The following is a 15235-nucleotide window of genomic DNA, read 5'->3' as shown; positions in this document are numbered from 1 at the left end:
CCGGGTGACCGGAGTGCTCGCCGTGCCCCGCGTGCTCGCCGTGGTCGTGAGCTGCGTGCTCGTGTGTCCGCTCCGCGTCCATGTACGCAGCAACGTTGATACCCCCCATGGGTATTCCCGCCGAATCGCAACCCCGTCGAAACCGGCGCTGCGCCAGACTGGGGCCATGACCCGGCGCCGGGCCGCGCTCGGCGGCCGCACGTACGAGTTCGCGGACCTGGCGGCCCTGCTCGCGGCGGCGACCCCGGAACGCTCCGGGGACGTGCTCGCCGGGGTGGCGGCCGAGTCGGAGCAGGAGCGGGTGGCCGCGCAGGGGCTGCTCGCGGACCTGCCGCTGCGCACGTTCCTCGACGAGCAGGTGGTCCCGTACGAGACCGACGAGGTCACCCGGCTGATCGTCGACACCCACGACGCGGAGGCGTTCGCGCCGGTCGCCGGCCTGACCGTGGGCGCCTTCCGGGACCACCTCCTGCACCCGCGCACCGACACCACCGCGCTGCGGGCGGGCCTCACGCCGGAGATGGTCGCCGCCGTCTCGAAGCTGATGCGCGTGCAGGACCTGATCGCCGTGGCCCGCCGGACCCCGGTGACCAGCGCCTTCCGCTCGACCATCGGCGTGGCGGGCACCCTGGCCACCCGGCTGCAGCCCAACCACCCGACCGACGATCCCGTCGGCGTGACCGCGTCCATCGTGGACGGTCTGCTGCTCGGCTGCGGGGACGCCGTCATCGGGATCAACCCGGCGACGGACTCCCCGCGGCGCACCACCGACCTGCTGCGCCTGATCGACGACATCCGGGAGCGGTACGCGATCCCCACCCAGTCCTGCGTGCTCGCGCACGTCACGACGTCGATCGAGATCATGGAGCGGGGTGCGCCGGTCGACCTGGTGTTCCAGTCCATCGCGGGCACCGAGGCGGCCAACACCGGGTTCGGCGTCACGCTGGCCCTGCTGCGGGAGGCGCACGAGGCGGCCCTGGCGCTGGAGCGGGGCACGGTCGGCACCGACTGCATGTACTTCGAGACCGGCCAGGGCGCCGCCCTGTCGGCGGATGCGCACCACGGCGTGGACCAGCAGACCCTCGAGGCGCGGGCGTACGGCGTGGCGCGGGCCTTCGACCCGCTGCTGGTCAACACCGTCGTCGGGTTCATCGGGCCGGAGTACCTCTACGACGGCAAACAGATCGTGCGGGCCGGGCTGGAGGACCACTTCTGCGGGCGGCTGCTCGGCGTCCCGATGGGCGTGGACGTCTGCTACACCAACCACGCCGAAGCGGACGCGGACGACACCGACACCCTGCTGACCCTGCTCGGGGTGGCCGGGTGCGGCTTCGTGATCTGCGTGCCCGGCGGGGACGACGTGATGCTGCACTACCAGTCGCTGTCCTTCCATGATGCGCTGTACGCACGACAGGTGCTGGGGCTCGGCCCGGCGCCGGAGTTCGCGGCGTGGCTGGAGGGGATGGGGTTGATGACGGCGGACGGTCGGATCGCCGAGCTCGAGCCCGGATCGGCCGCGCTGCAGCAGCTCACCGGGGGTGTGGCATGAGCGATCGGGAGTCGGTCTGGGCGCGTCGGGCCGCGGAGGCGACGGGCTCGCGGCCGGTCACCGGCCGGTCGGTGGGGGGCGGTGTGCTCGCCGACATCGACGCCCTGCTGGTCGAGGAGGAGCAGGCGGACTCCCCGAAGGACGAGGACGGACCGCCGCGGTGAGCGACGCCTTCGACCGGCTCCGCGCCGCCACCCGTGCGCGGGTGGCGCTCGGCCGCGCCGGGGACGCCCTGCCGACCGCCGAGCTCCTGGAGCTGCGGGCGGCACACGCCGCCGCGCGCGACGCGGTGCACGCACCGCTGGACGCCGAGGCGCTGGCGGGCGAGATCCGCGCGCTCGGGCACGAGGTGGTGCGCGTGCACAGCGCGGCTGCAGACCGTGCCGAGTACCTGCAACGACCCGACCTGGGCAGACGGCTCGCATCACACGAGCTGGAGGCCGGGGAGCACGACGTCGCGTTCGTCGTGGCGGACGGGCTGTCCCCGCTGGCGGTCCACACCCACGCCGTGTCGATGCTGCGCGCCGCCCTCGCCCGGCTGGACGGCTGGCGGGTGGCGCCGATCGTGGTCGCGGAGCAGGCGCGCGTGGCCCTCGGGGACGAGGTGGCGGCGGCGTTGGGCGCGCGCGCCGTGGTGGTGCTCGTCGGAGAACGGCCGGGAATGAGCTCCACGGACTCGCTCGGGCTCTACCTCACCTGGGACCCGCGCCGCGGGCGGCGGGACTCCGAGCGGAACTGCCTGTCGAACGTCCGGCCGCCGCACGGCACCGGCTACGACGCCGCCGCGACGACCCTCGTCATGCTGCTGGAGGAGTCCCGCAGGCTGCGGCTGTCGGGGGTCCGGCTGAAGGCCGACCCCGCGTTAGGGGCCTGAGACCTGGCAGATCGCGATGAGGCGCAGGGTGGTCCAGTCGGTGGGGCGCCAGGTCCCGTCCTGCTGCATCACGATCGACGCGCCGCTGCGGCGCTGCTCGTCCTGCAGGGAGCGGGCGTAGGCGGCGAGCCGGACGCAGGCGCTGGTCCGCGGCGGCGCGACGGTGGCGACCTGTCCGCGCCCGGCCGGGTGCGGCGACTCCCGCACGATGTCCCGCACGGCGGCGGCGTGCTGGTCGACCAGCGCGGCGAGCCCGGGCTCCACGGCCGCGGACCGCAGCCCCGGCCGCCCGACGGTGTCCATCAGCCGGCGCAGCACTCGGTGGGCGGACCACTCGGCGACGGCGGCGCGCATGTCACGCAGGAGCCTCACGACACGGATCGTAAACGTGATATCCCTGATACGGGTGAATCGTGAGCCGATCGGTATCGCGACAGCGACGTTCGGTGATCGTCGGCGAAATGCGGTTGCCCGAATGCTCCATGATCGGGACCCGTGGCCCACATCCTGATGGCGGGCGTCGGCGCCCACGGACACACCAACCCGCACCTCGGAGTGGTGGTCGAGCTGGTCGAGCGTGGGCACCGCGTGCCACGTCGAGGCCCTCCGCCTGCGCTGACCGCCCGCGGGATCCGGGGGACTCGCGCGTCCGGAGAGGAGTGGGGTCAGGCGGTGCGGAGGAAGTCCTCGAGCACCGCGAGCCAGCGGTCGGCGGCGTCGATGTGGGGGCCGTGGCCGGAGCCCTCGAACATCTCGACCCGCACCCGCCCGCCGCGCGCCGCGTAGTCCTCCAGGACCCGACGGATCTGGGTGACCATGGGCTGGGCGGGGAACTCGGCCGCACCGGGCCAACCGGGGACGACGCCGGCCGCGCCGAGGACCCCGAAGTCGAGGGGCGAGGCGTCGGACACCACGAGGTCCGCGGTGCCGTGGGTCCACAGGATCGGCGGCTTGGGGTCGAGGTCCACGATGTCCGCCCAGTGGCAGTACTGGGGGGACAGGGCGTTGAGGATGCCGCGGGTGCCGGGGGCGGCGCCGGGCCAGTTCGGGGACGCCGTGGCGTCTCCGGGGTAGCCGTCGGGGCCGGTCAGGGTCTTGAGGACCTCGGCGACCAGGACGTCCTCCCGGTCGCTCGGCAGCTGGTGCGTCGGCGCCCAGTACAGCGCCCGCATGACGGCACGGATCGAGGCCGGGCTGTCGGCGGAGGTGTCGCCCGCGGCGAGCCGCTCCACGACCTCCGGGTTCGCGCCCCCGCCGCCGGAGCCCGCGAAGTCGGGGTGGACGGGGGTGCCGTCGGCGCGGACGCCCCCGTAGCCGTACGGGGACACCGGGTCCAGGAAGGTCAGGCTCGCGACCGGGTGGGCCTTCGCGAACGTCGCGATGGCCGCGCCCGCCGTGGACCAGCCCACGAGGTGCGGCGGGTCGGTGAGGTCGAGCGCGCGCAGCAGGGCGGCGAGGTCGTCCGCCCAGTCGCCGAGGCCGCGGGTGGCGTCGAGGCCCTTGGGCTCGGTGTCGCCGAAGCCACGCATGTCCGGTGCGATCACGCGGTAACGCTGCGCGAGCGCGGGCATCAGATGCTCGTAGAAGCGGCCGGTGGAGAGGTTGCCGTGGAGGAGGACGAGCGTCGCGCCCGCGCCCGCCTCCAGGTAGTGCGTGCGGAGGCGGTCGGTGTCGACCGTGGCGGACCGCACCCCGGGCAGCAGTGTCATGGAGCGGATCGTGGAGGCCTCACACCGAGACGGTCAAGGGACGCTCGCGCAGCCGGTAGCGCTGCACCTTGCCGGTCGCGGTCTTCGGCAGCTCGGCGACGACCACCACCGCGCGCGGCCGCTTGAACGAGGCCAGCCCCGCACGGCAGAAGGCCACCAGCTCGTCCGGGTCGACCACCGCCCCGTCCCGCGGGACGACGTAGGCGACGGGCTTGTCCAGGCCGTCCGTGTCCGCGACCCCGACGACGACGGCCTCGGCCACCGCCGGATGCTCGAGGATCCGGGACTCGACCTCCGCGGGCGCGACCCAGATGCCGCCGACCTTGAGCACGTCGTCCGCCCGGCCGAGGCAGGTCAGGGACCCGTCGGGGTTGCGCACGTACTGGTCGCCGGTGCGCATCCACTCGCCCTGGAAGACCTGCCGGTTCACCGCCGTCCGGCACCAGTAGCCGGTGCAGACGGAGTCGCCGGAGATCCACAGCATCCCGGGCTCCTCGGTCCCGGTGATCACGGTGCCGTCCGGGCGGCGGAGCTCGACCTCGTAGCCGGGCACCGGGAAGCCGCTGCTCCCGGGCACGACGGCGCCGGGCCGGTTCGAGATGAAGATGTGCAGGGCCTCGGTGGACCCGATGCCGTCGAGGATCTCGACGCCGAAGCGGTCCCGGATGCCGGTGAACATCCGGGCCGGGAGGGTCTCGCCGGCCGAGACGCCGCGGCGGACCCCGGCCAGTGCGTCGTCCGGCAGGTCGGACGCGAGCAGCGGACCCCAGAAGCTGGGTACCGCGAAGAGCAGGGAGACCCCGTACCGCCGCACGCGACTGGCCAGAAGGTCAGGTGCCGGTCGGGCGGGTTCGAGCACCACGGAGGCGCCCACCGAGAGCGGGAAGAACATGCTGTTCCCGATCCCGTAGGCGAAGAAGAGCTTGGCGACGGAGAGGCAGACGTCCTCCGGGCCGATGCCGAGCACCTGCCTGCCGTAGGTCTCGCAGACGTACCGGATGTCCGCGTGCCGGTGCATGGCGCCCTTGGGCTTGCCCGTGGTGCCGGAGGTGTAGAGCCAGAGCGCGGGGGACTCGTCCCAGGTCGGGTAGGCCGGGGCCGGGTCGGCGCGCAGCGTCTCCCACTCGCTCGTCATCACGACGTGCTCGACCTCGGGCCCGACGGCGGCCCGCACGGTGTCGGCGAACTGGTCGCTCCCGAGGACCACCCGCGCCCGCGAGTCGCTGACCAGCACGGACAGCTCCGTGGCGGTGAGCATGGTGGAGCAGGGCACGGCCACCGCGCCCAGGCGCATGGTTGCGAGGATCGCGGTGAAGAGCTCCACGTCGTCCGCCATGCAGAGCAGGACGCGCTCCTCGGGGCGGACGCCGAGGCGGGCCAGGCCGCCCGCCACCCGCGCGACCTCGGCGGACAGCTCGGCGTAGGTGAGGGTCCCCCGCGGGTGGTGGACCGCGGTGCGGGCGCCGTCTCCTTCCGCCACCCGGCGTTCGGTCAAGTACTCCGCAGCGTTGAAGAGTTCAGCCATCGTGGCTCCTGTTCGGGTGAGCTAGAACTCTACAGCGAGGCTGCGTAGCGTCAACGATCCGTAGAAGATCGGTGTGCTACACAGATGATCGGGAACCGAGGAGGGTGCCTGTGACCACACCCGTCGTGGGGCTGCGGCGTGAGCGCGAGGTGCTCACCGTCGCACTCGCCACCGGACGACACGTCGTCCTGGAGGGGCCGCCGGGAACCGGGAAGTCCACGCTGCTGCGTTCCATCGCGCGCGACTCGGGCACGAGCGTGGTCTTCGTGGAGGGGAACGCCGAGCTGACACCGGCGCGGCTGGTCGGCGCGTTCGACCCCGCCCAGGTGCTCAACGAGGGCTACCTCCCCGCGAGCTTCGTCGACGGGCCGCTGCTCACCGCCATGCGCGAGGGCGGGCTGCTGTACCTCGAGGAGCTCAACCGGGTGCCCGAGGAGACGCTGAACGTCCTGATCACGGTGCTCACCGAGGGCGAGATCGCCGTCCCGCGGCTCGGCGCAGTGACCGCACAGCCCGGGTTCCGGCTGATCGCGGCGATGAACCCCTTCGACGCCGTCGGGACCGCGCGGGTCAGCCAGGCCATCGCGGACCGGATGTGCCGGGTCGTGCTCGGCTACCAGTCCGAGCCCGCGGAACGCGAGATCACCACGGCCGTCAGCGGGGTGAACGGCTGGGTCACCGAGCTGTCGGTCGGCCTGACGCGCGCCACCCGCGACCACCGCGACCTGCGGATGGGATCGTCGGTGCGCGGGGCGATCGACCTCGCCCACGTGCTGACCGGGCTGGCCGAGCTCCGCGGGGAGGACAAGCCCGCCCGCGAGACGGCGCGAGACGCCGCGTACGCCGCCCTCTCCGGGCGGATCAAGGTGACCGACGGGCTGGACCGGACCCCCGAGTCGATCATCGACGAGCTGCTCGAACGGCTGTGGCCGCAGGACGCCCCGGAACCCACCTCGGACGAGCCGGAGGGCGATCCGGGAAAAGCTGATCCCCCTCCGCCGGGCGGCGGAGGGGGGCAAGCGGGTCGGGACAAGCCCAGCCGGGGGCAGCGCACGATGGGTCGCGGCGAGCTGGGGTCGCGGCACGAGCAGTTCGAGGACGTCTCGCCCGAGGTCGGGCAGCTCGACGAGCAGGCGTTCGACGCCGTGCTGGCCGAGAACCCGGACGCGGCCGCGGCGCTGCTCGCGGACCTGGCCGTGGCGACCGACGCGTCGCTGCGCGCGCAGGCCCGCACGCTCGCCGGACGGGTGTTCCTGCAGCTCGGCAAGGTCGGTCCGGCCAAGGCGCGGGGGACGCGGCGGATCGCCCCCGCGCTCGGCGGCGACGGGGACCTCGACCTGGACCGCACGTTGGACCGGTGGCAGCCCGCCGCCTCCCGGCGCCCGCACGAGTTCGTCACGCGCCAGTGGACGGCGCACCGGCGTGCCGTGTCGCTGGTCGTGGACATCTCCGGGTCGATGCAGGGCCTCGCCGTGGCGTTGGCGGCGGTGTCCGCGGCCGGGGTGGTGCTGGCGTCGGAGGGCAAGCTGGAGCCGGGTGTGCTGGCGTTCGGCTCGCAGGTCCGGATCCTCCAGCGGCAGGGGGTCCGGCGGCCGCCGGACGACCTGGTGGGCGAGCTCGTCGCGTTGCGGGGGCACGGGACCACGGACGTGGCGGCGGCGCTGCGCGAGGCCTCGCGGCAGCTCGCGGGCACGGTCGCCGACGAGCGCACGGTCGTCCTGCTCTCGGACTGCCTGCACACCGCGGGGGAGGACCCGGCCACCGCGCTGGGCGGCATCGACCGGCTCCATGTGCTCTGCCCGCTGCCGGACGAGGAGGCCGAGCGCACGGCCCGAGCGCTCGCGGCCCGGGGCGGCGGCAGCTACCAGGAGGTCAGACGCCTGACGGACATCGCCCCCGCCCTGACCCGAATCCTCTGCTGACCCCCCGCATTATGGAGCCACAATGCACGTTTCGCGGGCCTGAAACGTGCATTGTGGCTCCATAATGCGGCGGCGGTAGGGTGCGCAGGTGGGAACGATCGTGTCCTTTCATGCCCATCCCGACGACGAGTCGATCGGCACCGCCGGCACGCTCGCGAAGGCCGCCGCGGCGGGCCACCGGGTGGTGCTCGTCTTCGCCACCCGCGGTGAGCTGGGCGAACCCGTGCCGGGCGTGCTGGCCGAGGGCGAGCAGCTCTCCGTGCGGCGCTCGTACGAGTGCTACGAGTCGGCGAAGGTCATCGGCGCCGCGCGCGTGGAGTTCCTCGGCTACACCGATTCCGGGATGATGGGCGAGCCCTCGAACGAGGCGCCGTTCTGTTTCTGGCAGGCGTCGGTCGAGCACGCGGCGAAGCGGCTGGCGATCATCCTCGACGAGGAGGAGCCGGACGTCCTCACCGTCTACGACGACAACGGCGGCTACGGCCACCCCGACCACATCCAGGTCCACCGGGTGGGCCTGCGGGCGGCGGAGCTGGCGGCGGTGCCGGTCGTCGCGCAGAACACGATCAACCGGGACTGGATGGTCCGCGGGATGCAGGGCCTGCGGGACTCCGGCGCGACGCCCGAGGGGTGGCAGGCGCCGGACCAGCCGCCCCCGAGCTTCGGTAAGCCCGAGTCCGAGATCACCCACCGGGTCGAGGCCGTGGACTTCACGGAGCAGAAGCGGTCGTCGATGCGCTGCCACGCCAGCCAGATGGGCCCCGACCACTTCATGCTGGCCATGCCGGACCCGGTGTTCGCGATCGGCTTCGGCACGGAGTTCTACATCGTCACCGGGGCCGAGAGCATGCCGTCGGAGCTGTTCACGGACCTGTTCCTCCCGCTGCGCTGAGCCGGGCCCGCGGCGCTGTGACGCACGATCGGGCGCCCCGGGGTTGGGCGTTCTACCCTTCGTAGAGCACAATGCCGGTGCGCGCCGTCCCGATCACCTCGGAGCAGCGAGCGGGAGATAGAGTTCGGGCCTGCCCCACCACGAGGTCCAGTGCAGGAGGCACAGTGACAGCCGTCGCGCCCAAGCCGATCGAGACGCGCCCGTATCCGGCGCATCGACCGGGCAAGGGTTCCACGTTCCTGAAGATGCTCAGGACGACGGACCCCAAGGACATCGCGATCCTGTACCTGGTCACGTCGTTCGCCTTCTTCATGGTGGGCGGCGCCATGGCGCTGCTGATCCGCGCCGAGCTGGCGCGCCCGGGGCAGCAGATCCTCAGCTCCGAGCAGTACAACCAGATGTTCACCATGCACGGCACGATCATGCTGCTGCTGTACGCGACGCCGATCCTGTTCGGCTTCGCGAACTACATCGTGCCGCTGCAGATCGGCGCCCCGGACGTGGCGTTCCCCCGGCTGAACGCCTTCTCCTACTGGCTGTTCCTGTTCGGCGGCCTCACCGTGCTGTCCGGCTTCCTCACCCCCGGCGGCGCCGCGGACTTCGGGTGGTTCGCCTACACCCCGCTGTCCGACGCGATCCGCTCGCCCGGCGCGGGTGCGGACCTGTGGATCATGGGTCTGGCGGTCAGTGGTCTGGGCACCATCCTCGGTGGCGTCAACTTCGTGACCACGATCGTCTGCATGCGCGCCCCCGGCATGACGATGTTCCGGATGCCGATCTTCACCTGGAACATCTTCATCACCGCGCTGCTGATCCTGATCGCGTTCCCGGTGCTCACCGCGGCCCTGTTCGGCCTCGCGGCGGACCGCCACCTCGGCGCCCACGTGTTCGACCCGGCCAACGGCGGGGTCATCCTCTGGCAGCACCTCTTCTGGTTCTTCGGCCATCCCGAGGTGTACATCGTCGCCTTGCCCTTCTTCGGCATCGTGTCCGAGATCTTCCCGGTGTTCAGCCGCAAGCCCGTCTTCGGCTACAAGACGCTGATCTACGCCACGATCGCCATCGCGGCCCTGTCCGTCGCCGTGTGGGCGCACCACATGTACGCGACCGGCGCCGTCCTGCTGGCGTTCTTCTCCTTCACCACGTTCCTCATCGCGATCCCGACGGGCGTCAAGTTCGTCAACTGGATCGGCACGATGTGGAAGGGCAAGCTCACGTTCGAGACGCCGATGCTGTTCTCCGTCGGCTTCCTCGCCACGTTCCTCTTCGGCGGTCTGACGGGCGTGCTGCTCGCCTCGCCGCCGATCGACTTCCACGTGTCCGACACGTACTTCGTGGTGGCGCACTTCCACTACGTCCTCTTCGGCACCATCGTGTTCGCCACCTACGCGGGCATCTACTTCTGGTTCCCGAAGATGACCGGCCGGATGCTCGACGAGACGCTGGGCAAGTTCCACTTCTGGACCACGTTCATCGGCTTCCACACCACGTTCCTGGTGCAGCACTGGCTGGGCAACGAGGGCATGCCGCGTCGCTACGTGGACTACCTGCCCTCCGACGGGTTCACCACCCTGAACATGATCAGCTCGATCGGCGCGTTCATCCTGGGCGCCTCGACCCTGCCGTTCATCTGGAACGTGTTCCGCAGCTACCGCTACGGGCGCGTGGTCACCGTGGACGACCCGTGGGGCTACGGCAACTCCCTGGAGTGGGCCACGAGCTGCCCGCCGCCGCGGCACAACTTCACCGAGCTGCCCCGGATCCGTTCGGAGCGCCCGGCGTTCGAGCTGCACTACCCGCACATGGTGGAGCGCTTCCGGGCCGAGGCCCACGTCGGGCACGCGGCGGACCCGGGCGAGAAGATCACGCAGTCGATCGCCCCGGAGTCGCAGCCCAACGGCGACCCCAAGTCGCGCTAGTCGGTTGCGTTCGTCCGTACTGGTCACCGTCACGGGGCCGGACCGCCCCGGGGTGAGCTCGGTGTTGTTCACCGTGCTCACCCGGCACGCGGTCGAGCTGGTGGACGTGGAGCAGGTCGTGATCCGGGGGATGCTCACCCTGGGCGCGCTGGTCGAGGTCGAGGGTGACCCGGAGGAGCTGCAGGAGGCCGTCGAGGCCGCCATGCACTCCATCGGGATGCAGGTCGAGACCTCGCTCGGCGGCGACCGCGGCGTGCGCAGGCACGCCACCCACGCCGTCGTCGTGTTGGGGCGGCCGATCACGGCACGGGCGTTCGGCATGGTGGCGCAGGCGCTGGCGGACGTCGGGGCGAACATCGACTCGATCAAGCGGGTCGCGGACTACCCGGTGACCGGCCTGGAGCTGGAGGTCTCGCCGAACCCGGACGACCCGGCCCAGCCGCACGGCACGCTGCGCGCCAAGCTGGTCGAGGTCGCCCGGGACGCGGGCGTGGACGTCGCGGTGGAGCGGGTCGGGCTGGCCCGGCGCTCCAAGCGGCTCATCACGTTCGACGTCGACTCCACCCTCGTCCAGGGCGAGGTCATCGAGATGCTGGCGGCCCACGCCGGCGTCGAGGAGCAGGTCCGCGCGATCACCGAGGCGGCCATGCGGGGCGAGCTGGACTTCGCGGAGTCGCTGACGGCCCGGGTCGCCACCCTGGAGGGCCTGCCGGAGTCGGTCGTCGCGGACGTCGCGGCCGACCTGGAGCTCATGCCCGGCGCCCGCACCACGATCCGCACCCTCAAGCGGCTCGGCTTCCGCTGCGGGGTGGTGTCCGGCGGGTTCACGCAGGTCATCGCCGGGCTGGTGGAGGAGCTCGGCCTCGACTTCTGCGCGGCCAACACCCTGGAGATCCTCGACGGGCGGCTGACCGGCCGGGTCGTCGGGGAGATCGTGGACCGGCCCGGCAAGGCCGTGGCGCTGCGCCGGTTCGCCGCCCAGCACGGAGTGCCGATCGAACAGACCGTCGCGGTCGGGGACGGCGCCAACGACATCGACATGCTCTCCGCCGCGGGTCTGGGCATCGCGTTCAACGCCAAGCCCGCGCTGCGTGAGATCGCCGACACCGCGGTGAACCTGCCCTACCTGGACGTGGTGCTGTTCGTCCTGGGCATCACCCGCGACGAGGTGGAGTCCGCGGACGCGGCCGAAGGCGTGCTCCGCCGCGTCCCGATCGCATGAGCGCACCGTCGCCCGAGGAGGGAGCAGGCGAGCCTCGGCCGTCGATCCTCGAGGCGCTGGCGGCACGCTACGGCCGCGCGCCGGTGGAGATCCCGCCGGAGGCGGACGGGGTGGTGCGGGCGATGCCCGTGATCCTGCGGATCGAGCGGGACCCGCTGCCCGGGCGCACCGCGTTGTTGGAGGCCGCGGCGCAGGCCGCGCTCGCCGTGTGCGTGGAGCCCGAGCCGGAGTGGGAGGAGCCGCTGCGGCGCTGGGTGGACGGCCGGATCCGCAAGATCGCCCGGCGGGCCCGCGGCGCGCACTGGGCGGCGGTGCAGGAGCTCCCCGGCGTCACCGTGGAGGTCGACGGCGCGCAGGCCCGCGCCCTGCTGCCCGGCCCGGTCGACGACGTCCCCAAGACCGTGTCGAGGCTGCAGATCGGCGGCACCGAGCTGCCCCCGGACGACCCCGGTCCCGCGGGCAGTCCGATCATCGTGCTGAACCCCGCGGTCGACATGACGCTCGGGAAGGCGGCGGCCCAGGTCGGGCACGCGTCGATGATCCTCGCCGCGGTGCGCGGCTGGACCACGGCGCCGCGGTTCCACGTCCGCCGCGACCCGGCCCTGTGGGCGGAGCCGGCGGGGACCGGCGTCGAGGTGCGGGACGCCGGCTTCACCGAGGTGGACCCGGGCACCGTCACCTGCCGCGCGTGGTGACGCCCCCTGATGCCTAGGCGTCGCGGAGGCGGGTGAGGGCGCCGCGGACCGTGGCCTGGTCGGTGGTCTGCCAGAACGGGGGGAGGCTGGCCCGCAGGAAGCCGCCGTAGCGCGCGGTGGCGATCCGCGGGTCGAGGATGGCGACCACACCCCGGTCGTCGTTGCCGCGCAGCAGCCGGCCCGCGCCCTGGGCCAGCAGCAGCGCGGCGTGGGTGGCCGAGACGGTGAGGAACCCGTTGCCGCCGCGGGAGTCCGCCGCCTTCTGCCGGGCGGCGACCAGGGGGTCGTCCGGGCGGGGGAAGGGGATCCGGTCGATGATCACGCAGCTCAGCGACGGCCCGGGCACGTCCACGCCCTGCCACAGCGACAGCGTGCCGAACAGGCAGGTCGGCTCGTCCTCGGCGAACCGCTTCACCAGCAGCATCGTGGCGTCGTCCCCCTGGCAGAGCAGCGGCACGTCCAGCCTGCCGCGCAGCGCCTCGGTGGCCTGCTTGGCGGCGCGCATCGAGGAGAACAGGCCCAGCGTGCGCCCGCCCGCGGCCTCGACCAGGCCCGCGATCTCGTCCAGGTAGGCCGGGGCCAGCCCGTCCCGCCCCGGCGGCGGGAGGTGCTTGGCGACGTAGAGGATGCCGCTGCGGCCGTGCGCGAACGGCGACCCGACGTCCAGCCCCTTCCAGCGCGGCGCCTCGGGGTCCCGGACCGGGTCGTCGGAGTCGCCCCCCGAGGGTGGGAGGCCCCACTGCCGGGCCAGCGCGTCGAACGAGCCGCCCAGGGCCAGGGTCGCGCTGGTCAGCACCGTGGTGCGCTGCCCGAAGAGCCGCTCGCGCAGCAGCCCACCGACCGACAGCGGGGCCACCCGCAGGACCTTGTGCCGCGACCCGTCCGGGCCCTGCTCGGCCAGCCACACGACGTCGTAGCGCTTGGCGGGATCGGCCTCCTCGAACGTCTTGAGCACCCGGACGACGTTCTCGGACACCTCGTCCAGCAACGCGAGCGCGAGCTTGCGCCCGGTCGCGGCCTCGGGGTCCTCCTTGCGCTCGGAACCCAAGGCCTGGCGGCACATGCCCGCGGCGTCCCGGATGACGGTCAGTGCCCCCGTCGCCGCCTGCGGGATCGACTCCCACCGGCCCGGCGGCAGGTCCTCGAGGACCATCCCGAGGCCCTCGCCCGCCTCGGCCAGCCGGTCGGCGAGCGCGTCCTCGACGAGCTTGCCGCAGCGGCGGGCGGCCGCGGTGACCGTGCCGGCGGTGAGTTCCCCGGTGGCGGCGCCGGTGACCCGGTCGACGAGCTCGTGGGCCTCGTCGATCACCACCACGTCGTGCTCCGGGAGGACGTTCGCGTCCCCCATCGCGTCGATCGCCAGCAGCGCGTGGTTGGTGACGACGACGTCCGCCCGGCCCGCCTCGGCCCGCGCCTTCTCCGCGAAGCAGTCCTCCCCGACGGGACAGCGCGACACCCCGAGGCACTCCCGCGCGGTGACCGACACCTGCCGCCACGCGCTGTCCGGCACACCCGGGACCAGCTCGTCCCGGTCCCCGGTCTCGGTGTCGCTCGCCCAGTCGTGCAGGCGCTTGACGTTTCGCCCCATGGCCGAGATGGCGAACGCGTCGAACAGCTGGTCGTCCTCCGGCTCCGCGGTGTCGTCACCGTGCAGCTTGTTGAGGCACAGGTAGTTCCGACGGCCCTTGAGGATCGCGAACGTGGGCTCGCGGCCGAGGGAGGCCTTGAGCGCCTTGGCCACCCGCGGCAGGTCCCGGTCGACGAGCTGGCGCTGCAGGGCGATCGTGGCCGTGGAGATCACGACGGTGGTGTCCCGAGCCATCGCGTGGCGGATCGCCGGGACCAGGTAGGCCAGCGACTTGCCGGTGCCCGTGCCCGCCTGCACCGCGAGGTGCTCCCCGCTGGACAGCGCCTTGCGGACGGCCTGCGCCATCGCGTCCTGCCCCTCGCGGCGCGTCCCCCCGACGGCGGTGACCGCGACCTCGAGCAGCTCGGCGACGCCGGGGAGGTCCGCGGACTTCACGGGGGCGGTGGGCACCGGCCGACGATAGCCGCCCGGTCCGACGGATTCGGCGGAACGGGGGGATCCGGTCGCGCGCGCCGCGGCTCACACGTGATCTCGGTCGGGTCGGTGCAGCTCAGCGCGGGGGACGGGGCACCGTGGCCGGGTGACGTCCGCGCAGACCCCGCCCGCGCCGCTCCCCGTCGTGCTGGAGGTGGCGCCGCGCTGCCCGAGAGTGCCCGCGCGGCACGTCAACAACGTCGCGCTCGCGGGCTGGTACCTCGACGGGCCGGCCGAGCTGCACACGGACGTCCTCGGCTACCGGGAGGGCGGCCCCCTCGACGGGCTCGCCCCGAGCTCGCTGCACGTCGAGTACTCGACGAGGTCCGCTTCCCGGGCATCTACCAGCTCCGGGTGGGCGTCCGGGAGCTCGCGGACGGCGCCGTGTCCTACGAGTGCGCCCTGTTCGACGGCCCGAGGTGCCTCGGCCTGGCGGACGCCGCGGGCACGGTCCGCACCGACGAGGTGGACCTGACCGCGGCCTTCGAGGCGTTCCGGATGCGGGGTTGGATCCGGGGCTAGTGTCCTGCGTCTGAAGTTCGCTGAATATCGATAGGCTGTCGGTCGTGCCGAACAAGCAGGGGCGGCCGGTGGCCGAGCTGAACCTGTCCGACGAGGAGCGGGAGACGTTGAACCGTTGGGCTCGGCGGGCGAAGTCATCGCAGGCCCTGGCGCTGCGCAGCCGGATCGTGCTGGCCGCGGCCGAGGGCGAGTCGAACAAGGCGATCGCGGCCAGGCTGGGCTGTCACGCGGTGACGGTCGGGAAATGGCGGGCCCGGTTCGCGAAGGTCGGCCTGGACGGCCTGCTCGACGAGCCGCGCCCGGGCGCGCCGCGGAAGATCACTGACGATCAGGTCGAAGCCGTC

At 72.9% G+C, this 15235-nt stretch carries 14 protein-coding genes; 10 read left to right on the top strand and 4 right to left on the bottom strand.

Annotation, left to right across the window (positions count from 1 at the left end; all coding sequences use genetic code 11):
• Positions 1-166 precede the first annotated feature (166 nt).
• Genes BLS43_RS27725 through eutC form a run of 3 tightly spaced genes read left to right on the top strand, consistent with a single transcriptional unit; the run spans position 167 to position 2423 of the window.
• Positions 167-1549, top strand: a complete 1383-nt coding sequence (locus tag BLS43_RS27725; RefSeq protein WP_093089663.1) for an ethanolamine ammonia-lyase subunit EutB — start codon at positions 167-169, stop codon at positions 1547-1549.
• Complete coding sequence (locus BLS43_RS30330; protein WP_176921604.1) at positions 1546-1713, top strand: hypothetical protein; 168 nt, start codon at positions 1546-1548, stop codon at positions 1711-1713. Before BLS43_RS27725 ends, BLS43_RS30330 begins: the two co-directional genes overlap by 4 nt.
• Positions 1710-2423 (top strand): ethanolamine ammonia-lyase subunit EutC, encoded by a 714-nt coding sequence (gene eutC, locus BLS43_RS27720; protein WP_093089662.1) that lies wholly within the window; start codon positions 1710-1712, stop codon positions 2421-2423. The genes BLS43_RS30330 and eutC overlap by 4 nt, the downstream gene beginning before the upstream one ends.
• On the opposite strand, the gene BLS43_RS27715 is transcribed toward eutC, so the two are convergent.
• The 3 genes from BLS43_RS27715 to BLS43_RS27705 all read right to left on the bottom strand — a co-directional run bounded on the left by BLS43_RS27715 (position 2412) and on the right by BLS43_RS27705 (position 5657).
• A complete protein-coding gene (locus BLS43_RS27715) occupies positions 2412-2795 on the bottom strand; it encodes a DUF6401 family natural product biosynthesis protein (RefSeq protein WP_143030269.1) in 384 nt (127 codons plus the stop codon). The two genes, eutC and BLS43_RS27715, sit on opposite strands and share 12 nt — an antisense overlap.
• A 293-nt stretch (positions 2796-3088) precedes the next feature.
• The gene (locus BLS43_RS27710) at positions 3089-4132 is read right to left on the bottom strand and encodes an alpha/beta hydrolase (protein WP_093089660.1); all 1044 of its coding nucleotides are present in this window, start codon (positions 4130-4132) and stop codon (positions 3089-3091) included.
• Positions 4133-4151: 19 nt separating this feature from the next.
• Entirely contained in the window at positions 4152-5657 is a 1506-nt protein-coding gene (locus tag BLS43_RS27705) for a benzoate-CoA ligase family protein (protein WP_093089659.1), read from the bottom strand.
• A gap of 110 nt (positions 5658-5767) precedes the next feature.
• On the opposite strand from BLS43_RS27705, the gene BLS43_RS31435 reads away from it, so the two are divergent.
• The 5 genes from BLS43_RS31435 (at position 5768) to BLS43_RS27680 (ending at position 12307) form a co-directional block, all read left to right on the top strand.
• The gene (locus tag BLS43_RS31435; protein ID WP_143030268.1) at positions 5768-7579 is read left to right on the top strand and encodes an AAA family ATPase; all 1812 of its coding nucleotides are present in this window, start codon (positions 5768-5770) and stop codon (positions 7577-7579) included.
• A gap of 88 nt (positions 7580-7667) precedes the next feature.
• Positions 7668-8471 (top strand): PIG-L family deacetylase, encoded by an 804-nt coding sequence (locus tag BLS43_RS27695; protein WP_093089657.1) that lies wholly within the window; start codon positions 7668-7670, stop codon positions 8469-8471.
• A 164-nt stretch (positions 8472-8635) separates the two neighbouring features.
• Positions 8636-10390 carry an aa3-type cytochrome oxidase subunit I gene (ctaD, locus tag BLS43_RS27690; RefSeq protein WP_093089656.1) on the top strand — a complete coding sequence of 585 codons (1755 nt, stop codon included), beginning with the start codon at positions 8636-8638 and terminating at the stop codon, positions 10388-10390.
• Positions 10391-10394: 4 nt separating this feature from the next.
• Positions 10395-11612 carry a phosphoserine phosphatase SerB gene (gene serB, locus BLS43_RS27685; protein ID WP_093089655.1) on the top strand — a complete coding sequence of 406 codons (1218 nt, stop codon included), beginning with the start codon at positions 10395-10397 and terminating at the stop codon, positions 11610-11612.
• On the top strand, positions 11609-12307 hold the full coding sequence (locus tag BLS43_RS27680) for a peptidyl-tRNA hydrolase (RefSeq protein WP_093089654.1): 699 nt from the start codon (positions 11609-11611) through the stop codon (positions 12305-12307). Before serB ends, BLS43_RS27680 begins: the two co-directional genes overlap by 4 nt.
• Positions 12308-12320: 13 nt before the next feature.
• On the opposite strand, the gene BLS43_RS27675 is transcribed toward BLS43_RS27680, so the two are convergent.
• Positions 12321-14345, bottom strand: coding sequence for an ATP-dependent DNA helicase (locus BLS43_RS27675; RefSeq protein ID WP_483880050.1), 2025 nt, complete (start codon positions 14343-14345; stop codon positions 12321-12323).
• A 378-nt stretch (positions 14346-14723) separates the two neighbouring features.
• On the opposite strand from BLS43_RS27675, the gene BLS43_RS30325 reads away from it, so the two are divergent.
• Positions 14724-14891: a hypothetical protein gene (locus BLS43_RS30325; protein WP_176921603.1), complete on the top strand. Its 168-nt coding sequence runs from the start codon at positions 14724-14726 to the stop codon at positions 14889-14891.
• Positions 14892-14959: 68 nt separating this feature from the next.
• Positions 14960-15235, top strand: a 276-nt coding sequence (locus BLS43_RS27670) for a helix-turn-helix domain-containing protein (protein WP_218130008.1), incomplete at its 3' end; no start/stop codon positions are given.

Source organism: Pseudonocardia oroxyli (genome assembly GCF_900102195.1).
Taxonomy (GTDB): Bacteria; Actinomycetota; Actinomycetes; order Mycobacteriales; family Pseudonocardiaceae; genus Pseudonocardia; species Pseudonocardia oroxyli.
This window is presented reverse-complemented; position numbering and strand designations above follow the sequence as displayed.

Bases quoted from the DNA above. Each gene is read 5' to 3' on its own strand.
- BLS43_RS27725 (WP_093089663.1), top strand. From the start codon at position 167: ATGACCCGGCGCCGGGCCGCGCTCGGCGGCCGCACGTACGAGTTCGCG.
- BLS43_RS30330 (WP_176921604.1), top strand. From the start codon at position 1,546: ATGAGCGATCGGGAGTCGGTCTGGGCGCGTCGGGCCGCGGAGGCGACG.
- BLS43_RS27710 (WP_093089660.1), bottom strand. From the start codon at position 4,132: ATGACACTGCTGCCCGGGGTGCGGTCCGCCACGGTCGACACCGACCGC.
- BLS43_RS27705 (WP_093089659.1), bottom strand. From the start codon at position 5,657: ATGGCTGAACTCTTCAACGCTGCGGAGTACTTGACCGAACGCCGGGTG.
- BLS43_RS27680 (WP_093089654.1), top strand. From the start codon at position 11,609: ATGAGCGCACCGTCGCCCGAGGAGGGAGCAGGCGAGCCTCGGCCGTCG.